The sequence below is a fragment of the Streptomyces incanus genome, from assembly GCF_042656345.1.
Classification (GTDB): Bacteria; Actinomycetota; Actinomycetes; order Streptomycetales; family Streptomycetaceae; genus Streptomyces; species Streptomyces incanus.
In genome coordinates this window covers 34,554-56,584 of record NZ_JBHSPC010000161.1, presented here as the reverse complement: position 1 = coordinate 56,584, position 22,031 = coordinate 34,554, and the positions used below count along the sequence as shown (strand labels likewise).

General features: G+C 71.4%; 19 protein-coding genes, 3 pseudogenes and 1 riboswitch. Of the genes and pseudogenes, 19 read left to right on the top strand and 3 right to left on the bottom strand.

All coding sequences use genetic code 11. The features are described from left to right. Positions 1-87: 87 nt before the first annotated feature. Positions 88-813: pseudogene (locus tag ACFP2V_RS36030) on the top strand (IS3 family transposase); the annotation flags it as partial. Beyond that, complete coding sequence (locus tag ACFP2V_RS36025; RefSeq protein ID WP_381220044.1) at positions 810-992, top strand: hypothetical protein; 183 nt, start codon at positions 810-812, stop codon at positions 990-992. The pseudogene ACFP2V_RS36030 and the gene ACFP2V_RS36025, both read left to right, overlap by 4 nt. A gap of 17 nt (positions 993-1,009) precedes the next feature. Here the strand turns inward: ACFP2V_RS36025 and ACFP2V_RS36020 are convergent, their stop codons facing one another. Further along, on the bottom strand, positions 1,010-1,159 hold the full coding sequence (locus tag ACFP2V_RS36020; protein WP_381220041.1) for a hypothetical protein: 150 nt from the start codon (positions 1,157-1,159) through the stop codon (positions 1,010-1,012). A 28-nt stretch (positions 1,160-1,187) separates the two neighbouring features. Beyond that, positions 1,188-1,397 carry a hypothetical protein gene (locus ACFP2V_RS36015; protein ID WP_381220038.1) on the bottom strand — a complete coding sequence of 70 codons (210 nt, stop codon included), beginning with the start codon at positions 1,395-1,397 and terminating at the stop codon, positions 1,188-1,190. A gap of 143 nt (positions 1,398-1,540) precedes the next feature. Here ACFP2V_RS36015 and ACFP2V_RS36010 point away from each other — a divergent pair, with 143 nt between their 5' ends. Then, positions 1,541-1,831, top strand: coding sequence for a hypothetical protein (locus ACFP2V_RS36010; protein ID WP_381220083.1), 291 nt, complete (start codon positions 1,541-1,543; stop codon positions 1,829-1,831). Next, a pseudogene (locus ACFP2V_RS36005) lies at positions 1,830-2,045 on the top strand (IS630 family transposase); the annotation flags it as partial. The gene ACFP2V_RS36010 and the pseudogene ACFP2V_RS36005, both read left to right, overlap by 2 nt. Positions 2,046-2,091: 46 nt before the next feature. On the opposite strand, the gene cpt reads toward ACFP2V_RS36005, so the two are convergent. Then, complete coding sequence (cpt, locus tag ACFP2V_RS36000) at positions 2,092-2,622, bottom strand: chloramphenicol phosphotransferase CPT (RefSeq protein WP_381220080.1); 531 nt, start codon at positions 2,620-2,622, stop codon at positions 2,092-2,094. An 833-nt stretch (positions 2,623-3,455) separates the two neighbouring features. Between cpt and ACFP2V_RS35995 the strand changes: the two genes are divergently transcribed. The 15 genes and pseudogenes from ACFP2V_RS35995 (at position 3,456) to ACFP2V_RS35925 (ending at position 22,019) form a co-directional block, all read left to right on the top strand. Then, entirely contained in the window at positions 3,456-3,836 is a 381-nt protein-coding gene (locus tag ACFP2V_RS35995; protein ID WP_381220035.1) for a VOC family protein, read from the top strand. Positions 3,837-3,920: 84 nt separating this feature from the next. Continuing rightward, positions 3,921-4,082 (top strand): hypothetical protein, encoded by a 162-nt coding sequence (locus ACFP2V_RS35990; protein ID WP_381220032.1) that lies wholly within the window; start codon positions 3,921-3,923, stop codon positions 4,080-4,082. 130 nt (positions 4,083-4,212) lie between these two features. Beyond that, the gene (locus tag ACFP2V_RS35985) at positions 4,213-4,596 is read left to right on the top strand and encodes a peptidase inhibitor family I36 protein (protein ID WP_381220029.1); all 384 of its coding nucleotides are present in this window, start codon (positions 4,213-4,215) and stop codon (positions 4,594-4,596) included. Between the two features lie 308 nt (positions 4,597-4,904). Further along, positions 4,905-5,042, top strand: coding sequence for a hypothetical protein (locus ACFP2V_RS35980; protein WP_381220026.1), 138 nt, complete (start codon positions 4,905-4,907; stop codon positions 5,040-5,042). Between the two features lie 1,109 nt (positions 5,043-6,151). Continuing rightward, positions 6,152-6,559, top strand: a complete 408-nt coding sequence (locus ACFP2V_RS35975) for a YciI family protein (RefSeq protein WP_381220023.1) — start codon at positions 6,152-6,154, stop codon at positions 6,557-6,559. A gap of 43 nt (positions 6,560-6,602) precedes the next feature. Next, positions 6,603-7,780 (top strand): annotated as a pseudogene (locus ACFP2V_RS35970) (RNA polymerase sigma factor). A 534-nt stretch (positions 7,781-8,314) separates the two neighbouring features. Continuing rightward, positions 8,315-9,523, top strand: a complete 1,209-nt coding sequence (locus ACFP2V_RS35965; RefSeq protein WP_381220020.1) for an MFS transporter — start codon at positions 8,315-8,317, stop codon at positions 9,521-9,523. A gap of 525 nt (positions 9,524-10,048) precedes the next feature. Then, positions 10,049-10,260, top strand: a riboswitch (cobalamin riboswitch). Between the two features lie 62 nt (positions 10,261-10,322). Beyond that, complete coding sequence (locus ACFP2V_RS35960) at positions 10,323-11,378, top strand: ABC transporter substrate-binding protein (protein WP_461091902.1); 1,056 nt, start codon at positions 10,323-10,325, stop codon at positions 11,376-11,378. Next, positions 11,375-12,388, top strand: a complete 1,014-nt coding sequence (locus tag ACFP2V_RS35955) for a FecCD family ABC transporter permease (RefSeq protein WP_381220014.1) — start codon at positions 11,375-11,377, stop codon at positions 12,386-12,388. The genes ACFP2V_RS35960 and ACFP2V_RS35955 overlap by 4 nt, the downstream gene beginning before the upstream one ends. Further along, positions 12,385-13,269: an ABC transporter ATP-binding protein gene (locus ACFP2V_RS35950; RefSeq protein ID WP_381220010.1), complete on the top strand. Its 885-nt coding sequence runs from the start codon at positions 12,385-12,387 to the stop codon at positions 13,267-13,269. The genes ACFP2V_RS35955 and ACFP2V_RS35950 overlap by 4 nt, the downstream gene beginning before the upstream one ends. A gap of 259 nt (positions 13,270-13,528) precedes the next feature. Next, positions 13,529-14,677, top strand: coding sequence for a hypothetical protein (locus ACFP2V_RS35945; RefSeq protein WP_381220007.1), 1,149 nt, complete (start codon positions 13,529-13,531; stop codon positions 14,675-14,677). Between the two features lie 3 nt (positions 14,678-14,680). Then, a complete protein-coding gene (locus ACFP2V_RS35940; RefSeq protein WP_381220004.1) occupies positions 14,681-16,912 on the top strand; it encodes a caspase family protein in 2,232 nt (743 codons plus the stop codon). A 95-nt stretch (positions 16,913-17,007) separates the two neighbouring features. Then, positions 17,008-18,192, top strand: coding sequence for an AAA family ATPase (locus ACFP2V_RS35935; protein ID WP_381220001.1), 1,185 nt, complete (start codon positions 17,008-17,010; stop codon positions 18,190-18,192). Positions 18,193-18,196: 4 nt separating this feature from the next. Beyond that, positions 18,197-21,076 (top strand): SAV_2336 N-terminal domain-related protein, encoded by a 2,880-nt coding sequence (locus ACFP2V_RS35930; RefSeq protein ID WP_381219998.1) that lies wholly within the window; start codon positions 18,197-18,199, stop codon positions 21,074-21,076. Position 21,077: 1 nt separating this feature from the next. Further along, positions 21,078-22,019 (top strand): Rossmann-fold NAD(P)-binding domain-containing protein, encoded by a 942-nt coding sequence (locus ACFP2V_RS35925; protein ID WP_381219995.1) that lies wholly within the window; start codon positions 21,078-21,080, stop codon positions 22,017-22,019. The last annotated feature ends 12 nt before the right edge of the window (positions 22,020-22,031 follow it).

The window sequence follows — 22,031 nt, the reverse complement described above, 5'->3', positions numbered from 1 at the left end:
CCTCATCGTCGGGGACGGCGGGGGTGGCGTTGGCGTGCAGCAGAAGACGATCGGGATCCTGAAAAAAGTCACGTCCTCCTTCGTCAGGGACAGCGGCCGGTGAGCGATGTCTACGCGTTCATCGCCGCGGAGGAGGCCGTCCACCCGGTGACCCTGCTGTGCCGTGTCCTGGGCGTGGCCCGCTCCTCCTTCTACGCGTGGCGGGAAGCCGAAGGGAAGCGGCGGGCACGCGAGCGCGCCGATAACGCCCTGGCCCCTGAGATCGCCGTGATCCACAGGGCCTCAAAGGGTGCCTACGGTGTCCCACGAGTACGCGCTGAACTGCGGCGACTGGACCGGGCCGTAAACCGTAAGCGGGCGGAGCGGATCACGCGCGACCACCGGATCACCGGTGTCACGCGCCGAAGACGCCACTCGCCGGCCCGGCCCGACCGGCAGGCCAGGCCGACGCCCGACCTGATCGGCCGGGGCTCCACCACCACCCGCCCCGGCCCCCGACTGGTCGTGGACATCGCGTACCTGCCCGCCGGCGAGGGCCGGCTGGATCTGGCCTGCCGACTGGACCCGGCAACCCGCGAGGTCGTCGGCTACGCGATGGCCGACCACCACCGCGCCGAGCCGGTGGTCGACGCGCTACGGATGGCCCACGGCCGCGGCGGCCCGGAACCCGGCTGCATCGCGCACAGCGACCGCGGAAGCGCATACACGTCGACTCGATTCCGGTCTGCAATAAGCAGGTCGGGGCTTCGCCAGAGCACCGGACGAACCGGCTCCCGCTTCGGCAACGCCGCCGCTGAGAGCTTCTGGCCGTGATCGAGGAGGAGAACGGCACCCGGGGACGGCCGGACCGGGCCATCGCCCGGGCCGAGGTCTTCACGTTCGTCGAGATGTTCTACAACCGGCGTCGCCTGAGCAGGCATCCCGGGTTCGGATACCTGACACCCCAGGAGAGGCGACAGCGGTTCCGCACCGCCCGGACACTCGCAGCGTAGAAGAGGAGTGGCGGTGATCACGGGGGAACTTCACCGGCGGGTCCACTGGACCACCGGACGTACGGCTGGTTGCGGCGCTCGGCGAACTCGGCGAACTCGTCCAGTGACCGGACGACGGACGGATCGTCCGGCCGCCGCGAAGTGGTGCCGGAGGCGTTGTCGTCCATCCGATGTCTCCTCGGCAGCCGGTACACGCTACGGCTGCTCGCCCCCGCCGTCCGCCGGAGCCTGTTCGTCCTCCTCGTCTCGTTCTCCCTCCGCTTGCGAGGGAGTGGTCCGGTACGACTCCGTGAGCTCTTCCTCCTCGCGCGCGCCCTCCGCTTGCGAGGGAGTGGTCTGGTACGGCTCCGTGAGCTCTTCCTCCTCGCGCGCGCCCTCCGCCTGTGGGGGAGTGGTCTCGCTCATCACATCACCTTCTTTTTCTTGCGGCTTTCGCGGGCCGTTGCGGTGGAACCGGAAGCCGCCGCCACGGGCTTTCGAGTTCCCCGGGTCCTGGGTCCCCGGGTCCCCGGGAAAAGCGTGCGTCAACCATTCACGGGTACCCCGTAGTGGCCAGGGGCGTGCGGCACCGGCCGGCGAAGCGGAACCGCTCCCACACCGTCTGCGGCGACACCGCCCTGATCCTCCCGACCCTCGGCCGCGGCGAAAGGGACTGCCAGAACGGCGAGGAGCAGTTCATCACCGTCGAGGACTCCATGAGCCAGGTGCACGCCTCGTCCGGGCGCCTGGAGCCGGCGTCCGGCCACGTTGTGCCGTGTGACCCACTGGGAGATCGCGTGTTCGGCCTGGTCGAAGCCGGTTCGGGGGCCCCGCGTCTCGATCAGTTCGGCCTTGAATGAGGCTGACTTCGGCCCGCTGCGGCAGTTCACCCTGGCCAACCCCAACCACCCCGACCACGTGGTCCGGACCCGAGCCCTGCACGCCTGTCTGCGCCGGCGCAACGCCAACGCCCGCCACCCCGATCTGCTCGCCCCCCAACGCCACGAACGCGCCCGCGTCCGCGGCGAGAAACGCGTCCGCTGGGGCGGACGCCCGCTCACCACCGCGGCCTGACTCGTCCCGGCGGTGCGGTCACAGCGGCAGACAGCCGGGCCGTCGATCACTTGACATGTGCGGCGACGGTTCGCGCGCACTCCATCGCCTCCGCATGCGTGGTGTCCACCTCCAGGTCATAGGTCACGCCCTGGTGGACCACTTCCGCCTGGGAGGCGGCCATTCCGATGGTCCGATCGCCTCGTGCGACCTCACGGTCTGTGGCCACCGCAGCATCACACCGGACGCCGACCCACAGCACCCGCAGTTCGCCCAAGGCTTTCTGCCATCGCTGCTGCGAGTCCGCTCCGCCGAGGAAGACCTCATCAATGATGACCCGGGCGCCGGCACGGGCCATCGCGGCGACCCCCTCGATCCATGCCGCTTCCAGCGTCCGGAACTCCGGACCGACGATCACCGCTCCGTCCGGAGCGAACTCGATCCCGCCATCCGACGCCTGCATGGACGCCGGCATCGCCTCAACCAGCGTGTCTGTCCCCAGGGCCAGCCACGGATCCGGCAGTACTGCCTGCAGACACCGAACGATCCCGGACTTCCCCGAGCTGGAACCACCGTTGAGAACGATCACCTGAGTCATCACCGCGCCACAGTAGAGGCACCAGGGCAAGGCTCGAAACGGATTTCCGCGAACCCTGCACCACCAGCCACGACCCGGCGAACCTTCCCGGTCGGAGCACCAGCAGCGGTACCGGGGACTGATACACGAGGTAAGGACGGCACATGCAATCACAGCAGTTCCCCGGCCGTCGGGGAAAGAGTGCCCACGAGCACGACAGCGGCCTGAAACGAGCGCCGGCGAAAGGGGAGCCCGGTGCTGAGGTCGGCCGATGCATGGCGAACGTACCTGTCACTTGGTGTTGCGGCCCACGGCACACCGTATGGAGGGTCGAAGACGCCAGGCGATCACCCGGGGCCACGCCGGCCTGCGCCTGATGGGTCCGCGGCCAGGGTGCCCACCAACTCCCGCTGTCGGCTCTTGGACGTGCCGTTGGCGAGCTCTATCGGGGCGGCTGTGGTGTGCCCGTTCCTTGGACCTGTGCACGCTCGTCGGCCGTACGGTTCTGACGCGCTGCGCCCTCGTCGGCATCCGCGTTCATGGGCTGCCGAGCGGGCGGTCCGAACCTCGGGGTGGCGTGGTCTGCCGGACGGAGTCCCGTGTCCGAGGGCCGGTGTCCTTCCTCCCACCTCCATCACCGTATGCCTGACCAGCCTGGGTCGTGTCTCGAAGTCAGCTTCCCTGCTGCATGGCCAACGGCCTTGCCCGGCTGCCCGGACAGGGGCGGCCCTGAAAACATGTCGCCCGTGCTCGCCTCGTCCGGTACGGTCGCGGAATTGTTTTCACTGCTGGGAGCCCATGAGGTTCGCGTGTGGCCTCTCCGGCAGTTCCCAGGCTGAGAGCAGGTTTCGTCAATGGCATGTCGTATCAGTGAGCTCGTGCTCGGTTGTCGCGACCCTGAGGTGCTGGCGCGGTTCTGGTGCGAGGTCCTGGACTTCGTCGTGCTCGACCGTGAAGGGGACGACTGCATCGAGATCGGGCCGCGCGGAGGGTTCGGCGGTCCGCAGCCGACGATCATCCTCAGCCGCAGGGACGAGCCGGAGCCGGGGAAGTCCCGGCTGCACATCGACGTCAACGCCACCGACCGCGATCAGGACGCCGAGCTCGAACGCCTTCTGAAGCTTGGTGCGCGCCCGGCCGACATCGGCCAGACAGGGGAGGAGCAGTGGCATGTCCTGACCGACCCCGAAGGCAATGAGTTCTGCTTGCTCAAGGCCCGCCTCGACCCTCTCTGATGCTCATCGGTCACGCCTCGGCACCAGGCACCCAGGGGCTGCCTCGAAGTCCGGTGTGACGGGCGTGTCGTGATCGTGAAGTAAGTGAGGTCTCCGGTAGAGGGTTCATCGACCAAGAAGAACCCGAACGCCGGAGACCTCGGGGCCACCCTCGTGGTGACGGGGCGGCTCGACCTGACCGATGAGCAGCGGGCGCGGCTGGAACCGCTGAACATGTCGGCGATCTGCCGGCCGAGTTCGGCCTGACCCGGACTCAGGCAGTGACGACCCGCCGCCCTGCGCAGGCTGACCTTCCACCGATCGGCCCAACCGAATTCCCTTCCCCGATCCGGGTGGCCACCTGCTCGAGATGCGCTTTAGGCCGTTTTCGAATGAGATGGGGACGGCGCCGCCTGCCAGCGAGGTCGGCGGGCCGAAGGAAAAGGAGCGATTTGTGACGACTCAAGGGACAAGGCTGCCTGCCGGCGTGGTCGTGATCGAGGGTAGCGAGTGCCCTCCGGCGACTTTGGGGCTGTGGAAGCACTACGAGCGCAAGGGCCCCGCCTACGGGATCGGCGCGGGGTACACAGTGGCCCTCAGCGAGCTGCCCGCGGATGGCGGCAGCATGACGAAGAACGTGTCCTCGTGGGTCAATCAGACCCAGAGCGACGCAAAGCTGATCAGCAGCAAGGGCACCCGCATCCTCGAAGCCGGCAAGTCCCTGAAGGAACCCGCCGAGCACAACGACACCGTCGAACGGGTCGAATGGGTTCAAGGCTGACAGCCCAGCGCTCTTCACCACCGGGCGGGGCACTCGCGGCACCCGGTGCAGCTTTGCCTCTCCGCACCTACGAGGGCCGGGCCCGCCAAGGGCGGGCCCGGCCCTCCGGCTAGGCCCTCGTGGCGGCTTCGGTTTCCCTCCGACGTGACCACCCGGGACGCCCGGCAGCCGTGGCGTCATGCCCGACTCACCCTGACCACCGGCCGGTTGGCTGTTCCCTGGCGTCCGAGCCGGGATCACGGGGCCATGACCGGCGACAAGCACGTCGGCGAACGCGTCCTGGAGGCCCTGGAGCCGCTGCTGCGGTCGTGCACAGTCCCGGCCGTGAGCGGGCGGACGAACCTCACACACCCGGAGGGGGCTTGCGCGTCCTCTACGAGGTGATGCTCGCGCCCGGCGCGACAGCCGTCGACGTCGAGCGGGACCAGGAGGTGATCGTGGAATGAGCCGACGCCCCGAGGGCCGACGACCGAGGCGGGCGCCGCCACCGGGGCGAGGTCGGTAGCGGCGTCCCGCCCTGCTCGGGGCGCCGGGGGTCCGTGCCCACGCGGGTGCGGACCTTCGGCGCGTCCGCGGTCAGCCGGAGGTGTCGGGAGAGACGGTGTCCGTGCGCCCGGACCCGAGGCCGCGCCGGGTCCTCGGCAGAGCCGGGGGGCGGTTTTTGACCCCTCCTCAGGCCCGCGGCTCGCCGAGATCGGAAGGCGAACGCCGGGCAGCGCGTCGAGAAGATCAGCCTGTGTGGCGCGGACGCCCCGGGCAGGAGCCTCGGAGCCGGCGCCGAGCATGCGGCGGGGGGCACGGCGATCATCGTACGGCCGGGGCTTGTCGCTGAACCCCTGGTATCCCGGACGGACCGGACCCGCGAAGGGGCGGGCCCCCGGATCACCGTGCCGACGTCTACCGGTCCGCCCCAGGTCTGATGGGGTCGGGTTGCTGGAGAATGGACTGTCCAGCAGCCTCCGGAGGCCGTCATGCCCCGCAGCCATCCGCCCGAGTTCCGCCGCCGCGTCCTTGACCTTGTCGAGTCCGGCCGGAAAGTCGCCGAAGTGGCCAAACTTCTCGGCATCAGCGGGCAGACCATCCATGTCCGGCGCCGCCGGCGCCTGATCGACACCGGGCAGGTGCCCGGTGCCCCCACTCGTGAACAGGCCGAACTTGCCGCAGCCCGCAAGCGGATCGCGGAACGGGAGGCGGAGTTGGCCATCCACCGCCGGGCCACCGAGCCGCCGGGGGAAACCACCTCCCAAAAGGCGGTTCGAAGCCATCCGCGCGAGGGCCGGCGAGGATCATTGCGCGCAGCGGGCCTGTCGGATGCTGCACGTGAGGGAATCCGGCTACTCCGCATGGCGCGACCGTCCGCCCTCGCCGTGGCCGGTCAAGCATGCCTGGCTGACCGAGACCGTCGTGGATATCCACGACGATGGTCGCCGGTGGGCGTCGCGTATCGGCGAGAGCCAAAAAGATTTCGGGCGTCGATGTCGAGAACCCGTGGCCGGCTCCGTCCCCGCAGTGAAGGCGACCAGAAGGGGTCGCACCAGCACCGAGGAGAAACACGATGGCCAAGTACCTGCTGCTGAAGCACTACCGTGGCGCTCCGGCCGCGGTCAACGACGTGCCCATGGACCGGTGGACGCCGGAGGAGATCTCGGCCCACATGCAGTACATGAACGACTTCGCTGCCCGGCTCGAGGGAACCGGCGAGTTCGTCGACGGTCAGGCGCTCGCCCCCGAGGGGACGTTCGTCCGGTACGACGGCGAGGGTCGCCCGCCGGTCACCGACGGCCCGTTCGCCGAGACCAAGGACCTCATCGCCGGCTGGATGGTGATCGATGTCGACAGTCACGAGCGCGCCGTCGAGCTGGCCGGGGAACTGTCGGCCGCCCCCGGGGCGGGCGGGAAGCCGATCCACGAGTGGCTCGAGGTACGGCCGTTCCTGACCGCGCCGCCCACCATCACGGAATGACGACGGACATCACGACAGAAACGATGACGTCATGACGTCGGAGGTGAACGAGGCCCTGCTCCGGAGCCTCACGCCGAGCGTGCTCGGGATCCTCGGCCGCCGCGGAGCCGACTTCGCGGCGGCCGAGGACGCCGTGCAGGACGCGCTGGCCGAGGCGGTCCGCGTCTGGCCGGCCGCGCCGCCACGCGACCCGAAGGGCTGGCTGGTCACCGTCGCCTGGCGCCGGTTCCTCGACGCGACCCGGGCGGACACCGCCCGCCGCCGGCGTGAGAATCTCGTCGACGAGGAACCGGCCCCCGGACCCGCGCCCGCGGTGGACGACACGCTCCAGCTCTACTTCCTGTGCGCCCACCCCTCGCTGACGCCGTCGTCCGCGGTCGCGCTCACGCTGCGCGCCGTCGGCGGGCTCACCACCCGCCAGATCGCCCAGGCCTACCTGGTGCCCGAGGCGACGATGGCGTGGGGGTACCTCCCGCGCCCTTAAGGCAGTGGGGGAGCATCAGCCGGGCCAAGCGCACCGTCTCCTGCGTGCGGTTCGACCAGCCCGGTGACGTCGCCACCGTGCTGCGCGTCCTCTACCTGGTCTTCAACGAGGGCTACTCCGGCGACGTCGACCTCGCAGCCGAGGCCATCCGGCTCACCCGACAGCTCGCGGCCGCGATCGACCATCCCGAGGTGGCGGGGCTGCTCGCCCTCATGCTGCTCCACCACGCCCGGCGCACCGCCCGGACCGCGCCCGACGGCAGCCTGGTCCCCCTCGCCGAGCAGGACCGCGGCCAGTGGGACACCGAGTCGATCGCCGAGGGCGTCAGGATCCTGCAGTCGGCCCTCGCCCGCGACCGGCTGGGCGAGTTCCAGGCCCAAGCCGCCATCGCGGCACTCCACGCCGACGCGGTCACGGCCGGGGAGACCGACTGGGTGCAGATCGTCGAGTGGTACGACGAACTCGCGCACCTGACCGACAGCCCGGTCGTCCGGCTCAACCGCGCGGTGGCCGTCGGCGAGGCCGACGGAGCGCGCGCCGGCCTGGCGGCGCTCGCGGCGCTGGACGGCTCACTGCCCCGCCACACCGCGGTGGCGGCGTACCTCCACGAACGCGACGGCGACCTGGTGACGGCAGCACGCCTGTACGCCGAGGCGGCCCGGAAGGCGCCCAACCTCGCCGAACGCGACCACCTGACACGTCAGGCCGCCCGGCTCAACGCCCGTCGGGATCACTGACGGGTCACGCTCGGACGGACGGGACCGCGCGCCGGGGTTCTTCCCCCTTCACATCAAATCGATGGATAGATCGAATCGATGTTACGGTCCTGGGTGGCCGCCTCACCGTCGAGGCCCGCGCCTCATCAGCTCGTCCCGCAGGTTCGCCCCGCCTCGGGCGGTCGCCGCGCTCTTTGAGAGTCACGAACCATGGAACTCCGTACGTCCTCCACCGCGTCCTTGCCGGCTTCAGCTGTCTCGCGCGATGAGACGGTGCCGGCACGGCGCGGTTCGGCCGGGACGCGCCGCGCCGGTCACCCGCGCAGAAACCCGTAGCGAGACTCGTACGGCGGGGTCTCCCATGTTTCCCGCTCCGCGCGGTCACGCCGACCGTTCGCGAAGCCGCTCCAGCAGGCCGTCCAGAGACGCACGGCCGGCGCTCGACGCAACCGGCCTGCCGCTGTTCGGTCCACCAGGCCGGTGACGCCACTCGTGCTCAGGCCTGACATCGTCCCCCTTATTCCTGGACCGCTGCCTTCGAAAGGTTTTTGCACCATGCCGCTGGCTCTGCTGGCCCTGGCTGTCGTCGCGTTCGGCATCGGCACGACCGAGTTCGCCACGATGGGGCTGCTGCCCCAGATCGCCGACGGGGTCGGCGTGTCCGTGCCGCACGCCGGCCACCTCGTCTCCGCCTACGCGCTCGGTGTCGTCGTCGGCGCGCCCCTGCTGACGGGCATCGGCGCGCGCATACCCCACAAGCGGCTGCTCCTGCTCCTGTCGGGGCTGTTCGTGGTCGGCAACGCCGCGTCCGCGCTCGCCCCCGACTTCGGCCTGCTCTTCGCCGCGCGGTTCCTGGCGGGTCTGCCGCACGGAGCGCTGTTCGGCGTGGGCGCCGTCGTCGCCTCACGGCTGGTCGCCCCGGGGCGCGCGGCACGTGCCGTCTCGAAGGTGTTTCTCGGTCTCACCGTCGCCAACATCGTCGGAGTCCCGGCCAGCACGGCCCTCGGGCAACAACTGGGCTGGCGGTCCGCCTACTGGGCGGTCACCGTCATCGGACTCGTCGCCCTCGTCATGCTGGCCTGCTTCGTCCCCCACCAGCCACGCGGCCGGCAGTCCGGCATCAGGACCGAGCTGCGGGCCATGGGCAACAGGCAGGTCGTGATCGGCATGGCCGTCGCCGTGGTCGGGTTCGGCGGGTTCTTCGCCGTCTACAGCTACCTGGTGCCCATGCTGACGAATCTGACGGGCATATCCGACTCCTCGACCACTCTGGTCCTCGCGCTCTACGGCGTTGGCATGACGCTCGGCACGCTGGTCGCCGGCCCGCTCACGGACCGCGCCCTGCGGCCGACGCTGTATGCGGGCCTGGCCGTGCTCGCCGCGGCACTGGTGACGTTCTACTTCACCGTGCACAGCGTCGTGCCCGCCCTGGTGACGATCACCGTCATCGGTGCGATGGGCTCTCTCATCACCACGCCCGTCCAGATGCTGCTCATGGCCAAGGCCAAGAACGCTCCGACGATGGCGGCGGCCTCCAACCACTCCGCGTTCAACCTGGCCAACGCGGGCGGGGCCTGGATCGGCGGCCTGGTCATCTCGGCAGGCTGGGGCTGGGCCGCGCCCAGCCTGGCCGGTGCGGCTCTTGCTCTGGCCGGCCTCGGCCTGGCCTTCACGGGCGGCCTGATGGACCGGGGCGGCCGACGCTCCGAGGTGATCATGGAAGGCTCGGCCGTGGCCGATCAAGAGGCGCGTACGGTCACGTGACGACCGGCATCGGCCCTGAAGGGCGAGTGCCGGCACGAGGCCGAAGCGCAGGCCGGGCGTGAGGGACCACGGCTGGAGAACAGGGCCTCGCCCGAGCCGGCGGCTGCCGGCCCCCATCCTCCGGACAGCGCACGCTCGCAAGAGTGCCTCTCCATCGGTTCGCCCTCGTCGGCTGCCCGTGGGCACGTTCAAAACAGCTCTGTGCGGACGGGACGCCCTCGGGCGCCTCGCGCACGATCCCGTCGTGCTCGAAGCGCCCGGTGTGAAGGGGACGAACCGGGCAGGGGCCATCGGGCGCGGGCGGGCCCGACTCGGTGTCCAGGGGCCTGCCGGTGGCCTCGCGGTGACCGGCGGCAACGGTCTGCCGGCCGCCGTCGAGCACCGGGTCCCGGTTCGTCAGGCGCCCGGCCGTGTGGGACAGCCGGGGCGGAAACCGTCGGCGAACTCGGCGAGCGGTAGCGGAACGCATCGTCGCGGGCGTGAACGGCGGTGAGGTGCGCCCGCGACCAGGTCATACAAGCGCCTTGATACGCTTCCGGAGCCAGTCGTGCCACATCCGAGGCCAGGGAATCCGGTGGGAATCCGGAACTGACGCGCAGCGGTGAGGGGGACGGGCGGAGCACTCATGACGCCACTGGGGCGGCGGGTCGGCCAAAGGGCCGGCGCGCACCGCCCTGGGAAGGCGCTCCGTCCGGGCGAACCCGAGTCCGAAGACCTGCTGGCACCTCGCCGCCGTCGGCGGTGGGGCCCTTTGTAGGCCAGGCTCCGCGTACGAGCCCCGACAGTGCAAGGCGTGCCCGTGCCCCGTGCTCTCTCCGATCCCCGCTGCCGTGCCGCAGCCTTTCTCCTCACCCCCGCCCTGCTGCTCACCGCCTGCGGCGGAGCCGGCGACGCCGCCGCCGACAGCCCGGAACAGTCCGCCGCGTCCGGCTACCCGCTGACCTTCGACAACTGCGGGAACCAGGTCACGGTGGAGTCGGCACCCGAGCGGGTCGTCTCCCTCAACCAGGGCACCACCGAGATCCTGCTCTCCCTCGGCCTCGCCGACCGCATGGCCGGCACCGCCACCTGGACCGATCCGGTGCCGAAGGGCCTGGAGAAGGCCAGCGCGTCGGTCCCCCGCCTGGCGGACGACACCCCTTCCTTCGAGAAGGTGCTGGACACCGAACCCGACTTCGTCACCGCCTCCTTCGTCTCCACGCTCGGCAAGGGCGGCGTCGCCACCCGCGAGCAGTTCGAGGAACTGGGCGTCCCCACATATGTTTCCCCGGCGGACTGCGCCGCCGGGAAGGACAACGACAGCGGCGGCGACGGCTCCCGCAGCACGGCGCTCACCCTCGACACCGTCTACGGCGAAATACGCGATCTCGCGCGCGTCTTCGACGTCGAGGAGCGTGGCGACGAACTGGTCGCGGAACTGAAGGAGCGGGTGCGCAGGGCCACCGACGGCCTGGACGCCTCCGGCGCCTCCCTCATGTACTGGTTCGCCAACTCCCAGTCGCCCTACCTGGCCGGCTGCTGCGGCGCCCCCGGCGCCATCACCCGCGAGGTCGGTGCCGAGAACGCCTTCTCCGACACCCACGACGAGTGGCCGCAGATCAACTGGGAGACCGTCGCCGACCGCGATCCCGACGTCATAGTCCTCGGCGACCTGACCCGCAGGTCCCAGACAGCGGAAACCGCCGACGCGAAGATTCGTTTCCTGGAGACCAATCCGGCCACGCGCAACCTCGCCGCAGTGAAGAAGAAGCGGTACGTCCTGCTCAGCGGCCAGGCGATGAACCCCTCCATCCGCACCGTCGAAGGGATCGAGCAGGTCGCCGCCGGCCTGCGCGATGCCGGGCTCACCAAGTGAGCCTCCGCGCCCTGCTGCTGACCGGCGGCGGGCTCGCGGCACTGGCCGCCTCCGTCGCCGTCGCCGTGACCATCGGGCCCGCCGACATCTCCACCGCCGACGTGTGGGCGTCGGTGATGGCCCATCTGGGCGGTGGCGAGAGCACGTTGACGCCGCTGCGCGACGGCATCGTGTGGAACCTGCGGATGCCGCGCACCCTGCTCGCCGCCGTGTGCGGCGCCGGACTCGCCCTGTGCGGCGCGGTCATGCAGTCCCTGCTGCGCAACCCGCTCGCCGACCCGTTCGTACTCGGCGTGTCCTCCGGGGCGTCCACAGGCGCGGTCGCCGTGGTGGTGCTCGGTGTCGGCGGCGGGGCGGTGTCGCTCTCGGCGGGTGCCTTCGCCGGCGCGCTGGTGTCCTTCGGGCTCGTGATGCTGCTCAGCCACAGCCTCGGCGGGAGCATGGACCGGGTGGTGCTGTCCGGGGTGGCGGCCATGCAGCTGTTCTCCGCGCTGACCTCGTTCACCGTGCTCACCTCCGCCGACGCGGAGACCACCAAGGGCGTGCTGTTCTGGCTGCTCGGCTCGCTCACCGGCGCCGACTGGGGTCAGGTACTGCTGTGCACGGTGGTCCTCGCCCTGGTACTCGTCGTCTGCCTCGGGCACTCCACCACCCTGGACGCCTTCGCCTTCGGCGAGGAGGCCGCCGCCGGCCTCGGCGTGCACATCGCCCGCTCCCGCCTCGTCCTGCTGTGTGCCACGGCACTGCTCACCGCAGTCCTGGTCAGCTGCGTCGGCGCGATCGGCTTCGTCGGCCTCGTTCTGCCGCACGCCACCCGCGTCCTCACCGGCGCCGGCCACGCCCGGCTGCTGCCCGTCACGGCGCTGGCCGGCGCCGTGTTCCTGGTCTGGGTGGACACCCTCGCCCGCACCGTCGTCGACCCGCAGGAGGTACCGGTGGGCGTGGTGACGTCCCTCATCGGCGTACCGGCCTTCATCGTGGTGCTCCACCGAGGCCGGAGGAAGACATGAACGACCCCTGCCCGGACCAGCGCAGCCCGGACACGGACAGCCCCGACCCGAAAGCGAGCGGTGCCCGCCCGGACGGGGGACTGCGAGCCGACCGGGTCGGCCGCCGGGCCGACGGCCGCCTCATCGTCGACGGCGTCACCCTCGCCCCGCGCCCCGGCGAGACCGTCGGCCTGCTCGGCCCCAACGGCTCCGGGAAGTCGACGCTGCTGCGCCTGCTGGCCGGCGTCCTCGCCCCCTCCGCCGGCGTCGTCCAGCTCGACGGACGGCCGCTGCCCGAGGTCGGCCGCCGGGCCGTCGCGCGCCGCGTCGCCACCGTCGAACAGCACGCGCACACGCAGACCGACCTGACAGTCCGCGACGTCGTCGCTCTCGGCCGCATACCGCACCGCCGCGCCTGGAGCCCGGCGTCCGACGCCGACGAGCGGGCCGTCACCGCCGCCCTGGAACGCACCGGCCTGACCGACCGGGCCACCCAGTCGTGGCACACCCTCTCCGGCGGCGAACGCCAACGGGCCCAGATCGCCCGAGCCCTCGCCCAGGAACCGCGCGAACTGCTGTTGGACGAGCCGACCAACCACCTCGACATCCAGCACCAGCTGGACCTGCTCGACCTGATCGCCGGCCTGCCGGTCACCACGGTGATCGCGCTGCACGACCTCAACCTCGCCGCGATGTACTGCGACCGGCTCCTCGTCCTGCGCGACGGCCGCGCCTTCGCCGAGGGCCATCCCGCCGACGTGCTCACCTCCGCCCTCATCGAGGAGGTCTACGGCGTCCGCGCCGAGGTGACGCGGTATCCCGGCCACCCGGTCATCCGCTTCCTGCGCGGGCCCGGCACCACGACGGCTGCCCGGCCCGACCGGCCATCGGCTCAGGCCTGACCGGGCCCTGGCACCACCCTTCCTCTGCGGAACCGGCACCGAGGGCGCCACCCTGTCTGTTCCTGATCGATCGGGATCCATCGTCTTTCCGAAAAGATGAATCATCGTCCGGGTGAGGCGAATTCAGGGAATGTGCGGAGATGATTCCTTGTGCCGCGCTACCGTTGGCGGCCGTCGCGGTGTTCATGGTCGCGGCATCGGGGTGGGGGGACATGTGCGAAGAAGTATGAAGACGATTCTGTTCGTTCACGGAACGGGCGTGCGGTCGAAGCGTGAGCGGGAAGCGCTCGACAGAATCGGGGACGGTTTCCGGAAAGTACTGCCGGACACCATGGTGGAGACGTGCTCCTGGGGCGATGTCCTCGGTGTGACTCCGGCGGACGGGACCGGTGTGCCGGACGGCCCGGGACCGGCCTGGGCCCCCGACGGGCACGGAGTGGCCTGGTCGGATGCGGAGCGGGCGGTGTGGGCCCGGCTGTACGACGACCCGCTCTACGAGATCCGGACGGCGGTCCTGGCGGCACCCGGCGACGCGTCCGCCACCTCGCCGAGGGCGCTGGACCTGCTGAGGAAGCGTATCGGTGCCATGCCGGACGATCCCGAAGTCGGGGAATTGATTCCGGCAGGCGAACCCGGCGAGCAATTCCGTGCAGCCGTCGAGGAATTGCTGCATGCCCAGGAATTCGTCGCGACCCTTCCCTTTCTCGCCGCAAGGGCGTCGCACGACCTGGTCGCACGATCCGTCACCGCCGCGTACATCAGGTTCAGGGAACGGGACGGAGGCCCCGTTCTCGTGTCCGCCGCGGAACGCGACACGCTGTGGCGGGTCATGGAGAAGCGCCTGGGCGGGGCCGCCCTCGGCGTGGGTGACAGGGCCCGGGCCGTCGCCTGGTCCACGGCGCAGCACATGGCCCGTCCGGTGGTCCGGCGACACCGGGACGCCCTGCTGACCCGTGCCACACCGGCGCTCGGCGACATCCTGCTCTACCAGGCCAGGGGCGAGCCCTTGCGAACCTACCTGGCCGAGCGGGTGCGGGAGATCGACGGGCCCGTGGTCCTGCTCGGGCACAGCCTCGGCGGAATCGCCTGCTTCGAGAGCCTGGTCGCCCACGCACTGCCCAATGTACGGCTGCTGGTGACCGTGGGCAGCCAAGTTCCTTACCTGTACGGCCTGGACGCGTTGGCGACGCACCGCTTCGGCACCCCCCTGCCGGATCATTTCCGGGCCCGCTGGGTGAACGTCGTCGACAAGGAGGACCTCCTGGCCTTCCCCGCGGACGACCACTTCGCCGGCCGCGTCACGGATGTCGAGGTCGACACCCGTGAGCCGTTCCCCCGGGCACACGGCGCCTACTGGACCACACCGCGCGTCTACGACGCGGTGCGTACCGCCGTCGAGGAGTGCTGATCGATGGTCGTACGCGCTCTGGTGGTGTGCCCGGAGACGTACGAGGGCTCGTCGCTGCGGCCCATGCCCGGCTCCCTGGCCTCCGGCGTCCGCTTCGCGTCCTGGCTGGTGAACCACGTCGACGAGCCGTGCTCCCTCACCTTCCTGACCAACACCGACCACCTGTCCGGTCCGCCGTCCGAGCCCCTGTCCGACTCGCCGTCCGGCCACCTGCCCGTCGAACCGCTGACCGAGTTGTTGCCGGCGCGGCTGCGAGGGGCCTCCGCGGGCACCGGACGGACCGACGTGCGAACCGACCTGGCATCGGCCGACCTCGTTCCGATCGGCGAGTTCTTCAGCCCGGCCGACTCCAGCCCCGTGGGGGAACTCGGGGAGGACGACGCCTTCGTCCTCTACTGGATCGGGCACGGCGGCATCAACCGGGAGAACGGCAACCACCTGCTGTACCTTCCGCACAACGGGCGCATCGCGCTCGAGGACCTGACGCGTGGGATGGCAGGTCCGCGCAGACCCGGGCGTCAGCTGTTCGTGATCGACGCCTGCCGGGAGGCGGACACCGCCCGGCCCGGCGACGGCGGTGGCGGCCAGACCCTGACCATCGCCGCCGGCGCCGTCCCGCACCCGGACTGGCTGGGCCTGGTGCTCTACGGTGCCCGCCACGGCGAGCAGGCCCTCTTCGACGAGGGCCGGGGCGGGGTGTTCACCGACCGGCTCCTGGACTCACTGGAGGCGCTGCCGTTCGCCGGCCGGCTGGATCTGGAACGGATCGAGCAGACCGCCGTCGCCCTCGAGGCCCGCTTCCGCGCGGCCTACGGACAAGGGGAACCCGAGTACGGCCAGATTCCCACCCACTACTGGCTCAGCCACCGGGGCGACCTGCTCGTGGACCGCGACTTCCTGCCGGGCGTGGCGGTCACCGTCACCCAGGCCGAGACGCTGCGCCGGACAGTGAGCCGGGCCTGCCTGACTCCGGAGGAGGAGGGCGAGGTGTGGGAGTGGCTGCACCGCTACGGCCCGCGTCTCGCCGACGACGACCTGACCCTGCCGCAGACGGCCGTGCGGGTGACGGAACTACCCCACCGCGCGGACGGCAGCCACTGCATCACCGACCTCTGTGTCGTCCTCGCCCGCATCGGGCGTCTGCGGGACGGCATCCACCGGTGGTACGCCTCCTGGGCCACGGACAAAGGCCTTCCGCCGCTGGCCGACGTGTCGGTCGCGCCCACGCCCGTGCGGCGGCGCGGGCACTTGGTCATAGATCTGGAACGGGAGGACGAGCTCAGCCACGGCGAGGCGTCCGCCGAGCGAGGTGAGCCGCAGAGCACCGCGGGACCGCGCTACCGCGCCAAGGCGTGGTTCTACACAGGTCACAAGCACCAGCCGATCAGGCTGCCGAGGCAGAACTGGCGCAAGGAGGAGTTCCCCAGCCTCGTCAAGCTGATCTACGGCAAGGCCCACACCAAGGTGCAGTCCGCGCTCGACGGAGCCTGGGTGGAGTTCATCGTCGACCGGGACCTGTTCGGCCACCGCTTCGACACACTGCCGAGGTTCTCGGTGCCCAGCGGGAAGGCACCGCTGCTGGGGGACGGCGGACCGGTGGTGCTGCGCGACGGCTGGCGCCACCACGGAGGCCCGCAGACGCTGAGCTGGCAGCGGGGGGCCTCCCTCCTGGACTCCGTCCCCGCGGCACGACTGCAGTGGACCGACTGTGCCTCTTCCTGCCGAACCGGGGGAGCGGAGTTCGAACAGCACGCCCGCACCATGGAGACCGCCTTCACCCTGAACGCGGTCATCGGCACCAACGCGGGCACCACGGGCAAGGGGGCCGACGGCGCCAGGAGCGGGTCGGCCCCGACGGGAGCCAACAGCGGCGCGAACGGTGCGGCGGACCCGTGCGCCGGCATCGTGCTCTCCCGTTCCTTGGCCGACCAGGCGCACGCCGACCTCGTCGGCACGGCACTCAACAACGGCGCACTGCTGGCCATATGGCCGGCCCGGTCCCCGGCCGACGACTGCCGGCGCGGTGGTGACGACGGCGCGGTCTGCGACGGCGCGTTGGTACGGGAGAGCCTGCTGCGCAGACTCGACGGCCGTCCCCTGCACGACCTGCCCGAGATCGTCTTCGACCTGCGCAGAACGGGCGGCGCCGAGGCCGAAGTGTTCCGGGACATGGTCGTGCTCTTCGACGACCCGCGTCGTTCTCCTCTGGTCCGTGGGCCCCTGAACCTGCCCTGACCGAAGGAGCGGTCCCCACGGAAGGGGGACCGCAAGGGCCGCGAGCACCGCATGGACAGACGTTCACAAGGACGGACGTACGGAAGGGACGAGCAATGACGGAAGGGCCGGTCGCCGCCTCGGCGGTTCCCGACTGGTGGGTCTACCGCGGACACTGGGGCGAGCCCCGCACCCGGGAGAGCGGGCTCCCGGGCATTCCCGAGCCCCCGCCCTGGCGCTCCTTCGGACTGCATGCGCTGGTGCCCCCCCAGGAGGAGGCCGCGCTGCGCGCGCGGAACCCCCTGCACAGCAGTCTCCCGGTGCCGCCGCCCGGGACCGGGGGAGCGGAGTCATGGGACGAGCGGGCGGCGGTCGCCTATCGCGGCGACCGGGACGCGCACGACCTCGTGAACGCCGCGATCCAGCTCCGTCGGCCCCTGCTGGTCACCGGCCCGCCCGGGACCGGAAAGACGACCCTGGCCGCCTCCATCGCCCGGGAGCTGGCCCTGGGCCCCGTCCTGCGGTGGGGCATCACCAGCAGGTCCACCCTGCGTGAAGGGCTCTACAACTACGACGTACTGGGCCGCCTGCACGACATGAACCTGCGCAAGAACGTGCCACCGGAGCAGAGGAGGCACCGGGCGGGGAAGGACCACAGGGACAGCGGGCCCCACAAGAACGCCGGAACTCACCAGGAGGACGGACGGTACGAGGGCGTCGGCCGGCACGAGGACATCGGAAAGTACGTCAGGCTCGGCGCGCTGGGCGACGCGCTGCTGCCCAGGCGCAGGCCCCGCGTGCTGCTGATCGACGAGATCGACAAGAGCGACGTGGACCTGCCCAACGACCTGCTGCACGTCTTCGAGACCGGCGGTTACGAGATCCCCGAGCTGCGCCGGGTCGCCGAGTCACCGGTCCGTGTGCTCAGCTGGGACGGCAACGACCGGGTGCCCGTGCACGACGGCCGGGTCCGGTGCGCGCAATTCCCCCTCGTGATCCTCACCAGCAACGGCGACCGGGAGTTTCCGCCGGCCTTCCGCCGCCGGTGTCTCTTCCTGACCCTCAAACCCCCCGAGGGGGAGCGTCTCCACGACATCCTCCGCGCGCATGTCCCCGAGATGAAGGACCTCTCCCAGGTCGCGGACGTTCTGAAGAAGTACAAAGGGCTGACCGCCGAGGGCCGCCAGCTCTCACCGGACCAGCTGATCAACGCCGTACGCCTCAGGCTCACGGCCCAGTTGGGACCGGACGACCTGGAGACGATCACGAACGCGGTGTTCCACTCGCTCTCCGGGGCGTGACGCGGTGCATCCGGAGGTCGCACGGGCGCTGCTGAACTGCGACGGGGTCGGACTGAGCGAAGTGCTCGACACCGCCTGGCTGGCCGCACGCCTGCCCGTGGCCGGTCAGACGGCCGCGACGCGCCGTCCGGGGCCCGGCCCGCGATCCGTGGACCCGGCACCGGGCGATCCGGCCTCGCCGGCGGGCGGTCCGCCGTCGGCGCCGGCACCGGACCGTACATCCCCGGAGCCCGGCGGCCGGGCCGCAGACATGGCGCTGTGGCTGCCGGGCGCCGAACCCCTGCTCACCGGAGCGGGAGAGGTCGCCGCCCTGGTCGACGCACCTCTCCCACCGCGGATGCTGCCCGGCCGCCTGGAGTTGGGCAACGCCCTTCGGCCGCTGCGCCGTACCAGTCCCTCGCCCGTACGGACAGCGGTGGACGAGGAGGCCACCGCCGAGTGGGCGGCGGCCACCGGCATGGTCGTGCCGATGGTCGAGCCCGCCGAGGAGCCGCACTTCGACCTCGCCCTCGTGCGGGACACCGGCTCGTCGATGCGGCTGTGGACGCCGATGCTGCGCGAACTCGCCCGAGCCGTGGCCCAGTACGGCGTCTTCCGGTCGATCACCGTGAGCCGACTGGACTCGGGGACCGCCCGCACCGTCCCGACAACCGCCGGCGGCGGGTCCAGCAGCCTGCGCACGCTGCTGGAGCCCGACGGCAGACGCCTGATCGCCCTGGTCACCGACGGCGTCGGCCCCGGCTGGCACGACGGGCGGATGGCTGAGCAGGTCCACCTGCTGTCCCACTACGGACCTGTGGTGATCGTCCATCTGCTGCCCCGCTACCTGTGGGGGCGTACCGGGATCGACCCGCTGCCGGTGACCTTCCATCCGGAGACCCAGGGGGCCCGGTCCAGGAGGTTCACCGGCCTCGCCCGGCGGTTCACGCCGGCCGGCTGGTCCCCGGCGGACCTCTGGCCCGGTGGACGCCCCCCGTCCGGTGGCCGTCCGCACGCAATCCCCGTCGTGCCCCTCGCGCCCGGCCCCCTGAACCGCTGGGCCGCGCTGATCACCGGTGCGCACGACCGCAGCGTGTCCGCCTCGGCCTGGATCGTCACCGCCGGGTCGGGGGAGAAGCGGAACGATCCTTTCTCCATCTCCGCCTCCGCCACCGACCTCGCGCCCCACACCACGCCGGGGTCCGAGGCCGACGCCGGCTCGGAGTACACGTCCGGCACCCTCCCGGAGCCCGCCTCCGGCGACACCGCGCTCGCGGAGCCGGCCGACGTCGGTGAACTGCTCGACGACTTCGACGCCGTCGCCGGCCGACGCGCCCGCAGGCTGCTGCGCAGCCTCGCCGTGGTGCCGCTGAGTCTGTCCACCATGTGGCTGACGCACATGGTCACCAGCAACTGGCGTCAGGAGTCCTACGACCCCGCCCCGTTGGCGGAGGTCTTCTTCAGTGGTCTGCTGCGCCCCCGCCCCGCGCGGGAGGGCTCCGGGACACCGGCGGACGATCCCGCCTACGAGTTCACCGGGAACACCCGGCAGATCCTGCTGGAGAGCATGGACCGGGTCGAGGCGGTACGGGTCTTCGAGACCGTGTCCGCGTACGTGGCGAGGATGCGGGGCCGCACCGCGCTCGCCTTCCCCGCCCTGCTGGCCTCGCCGCGCGACGGCCGGCTGATCGGCCAGATCGACCCGGAGACCCGTCCGTTCGCGGAGATCGCGGTCCGCATCCTGAAAGGGATGGGCCCGGCTTACGGAGACGCGGTGCGGCGTATCGAGGCGGCCGTGGACGGGCTCGCCCACCCTGCGGACGAAGCCGCTGCCACCCCGCCCCCGACGGTTCTGGGCCCCCTCGCCCCCATCCCGCCGCCCGTCCCCGGGCAACCTGCCCCGGAGCCCGCTCCCGCCCCCGTACCCGAAGCCGCCCCGGCCTCCATCGCGTCCGACCGCACGTCCCTCCCCGAGTCGACCGAGAAACCCATGGATCACCGCTCGGAAGAGGGCACCGCGCGGCAGAGGAGACACACGATCGCAGTCCTCGGGGCCGCGCACAGCGGCAAGACGACCTTCCTCGCGGCCGCGGGACTCGCCGCCGCGGGCGCGTCCCCGGAACTGGGCCGCTGGAACGTCGTCGCCGAGAGCGAGCGGGCCGAGCACTTTCTCGTGGAGCAGACCAACTCGCTGGCGGTCGCGTGCCGGTTCCCGCAGGCGACGATGGGCCGGAGCTCCTTCTCGTACGTCTTCCGCGCCGAGCTCACGCGGGGGCGGCGCCCGGAACGGATCGACTTCGTGCTGGACTTCTGCGATGCCGGCGGCGGCGAGTACAAGTGGGAGAACTACGGCAGCAACCCCGTCCTCGACGCGTACCTGGGGCGTGCCGGGCATCTGGTGATCCTCGTCGACCCCACCAGAAACCGTCCCCAGGCCGAGTTCCTCGCCCCCCACCTGGAGCGCCTGCTGCAGGAGTACCACGAACAGCGCCGGCTGGTGCGGGGACGCCTGCCGCACCGCGTCGCCTTCTGTGTCACGAAATTCGACGAGCCCTCCGTCTTCCAGAAGGCACGGCGCGGCAACTGGGTCGGTCAGAACGCGCAGGGCGACCCGTGCGTGCCCGCCGCCGACGCGGAGGACTACATCGGCTGGCTGGCGGACGATTCCGGCTACGTGGCACGCGCACGGGCGCTGACGAAGACGTACTTCCTCCCGGACCACGTCCTCTGGTACGCGGTGTCGGCGATCGGCTTCCACCGCTCTCCCGGCGGCGTCTTGAACCTGGACGACTGCTCGAACCGGACCCACGACGAGAACGGCCGGCCCGTACTGCGGGGCTCCGCCCGGCCGGTGAACGTACTGGAACCGCTGATCGACCTGGGACGAGCGCCGGGAGGCACCTGACATGACCCCCACCCTCAGCCTCCGCGCGCGCTGGGCCGTGCTGTCGAAACCCCCGGCGGACAGCAGTGACTACCGCGTCCTGTGGTGCAGCGACGGACCCTCGGCGATGGCCTGGTTCGAACGCGTCATCAGGGCAACGCTGTTCGGCACCCCGCCGCCCTGGTCCACCGCGGGACGTCCAGGAGAGGTCCTGCCCTGGATTTCCTTCGGGGTGTGCGGCGCCGGAGCGGAGGACACCGGCAGCAGATGGATCACCATCTCGGTGACCGACTGGAACAGCTTCGCGGAGGCCACCTGGGACTCCTCGGGACGGCGGTCCGCCACCACCCGCTGCTTCCTGGTGCCCTACGAGGAACTGGCCCGGCACGGGTTGGGACTGGTCTCCCTGTGGAACGCGGTACGGCCCGTGCCCCTGCCCGGCGAGGCAGCGGAGAGCGGGACACCGCAGCCCGTGCTGCTCACGGCGCAGGCCGACCCGGTGGAGCGGACCGCGCGGCGGGTGGAGGAGGCCGGCTTCGGCTGGGCGGCCGCCACCGCCGCCGCCGCGCTCGAGGCGCCACTCGCCCTGCGGGCACCGGGCGACCGGTTCGCCCTCGACCGGATCGGCGTCATCGACGCCGTCGTCTCCTTGTTGCCCTACGGATACCGGGCCACGCTGACCGCGTCGACCTGGGCCCCGGACGCCACCGCGGACGCCCCCTGGATCTGCTACACCAGGGCGTCCTCGCCACGGCGGCGCGTCGTGGACGAGGACACCCCGCCCGACCCCGTCTCCCCGTCGGCCCGCGCCCATCTGGCCCGGCTGCGGATGCTGCGGGAGGAACTGGGCACCGACGGCCTGCTGCGCGCGCTCGCCCGGCGCACCGCCCCCGCCTCGTTCCCCGGCGACGACGGGTCGCGCCACCGGACGGGCCGGCGGGCCGACGCGCACGGAGAGGCCTGACCGGTGCCCTCG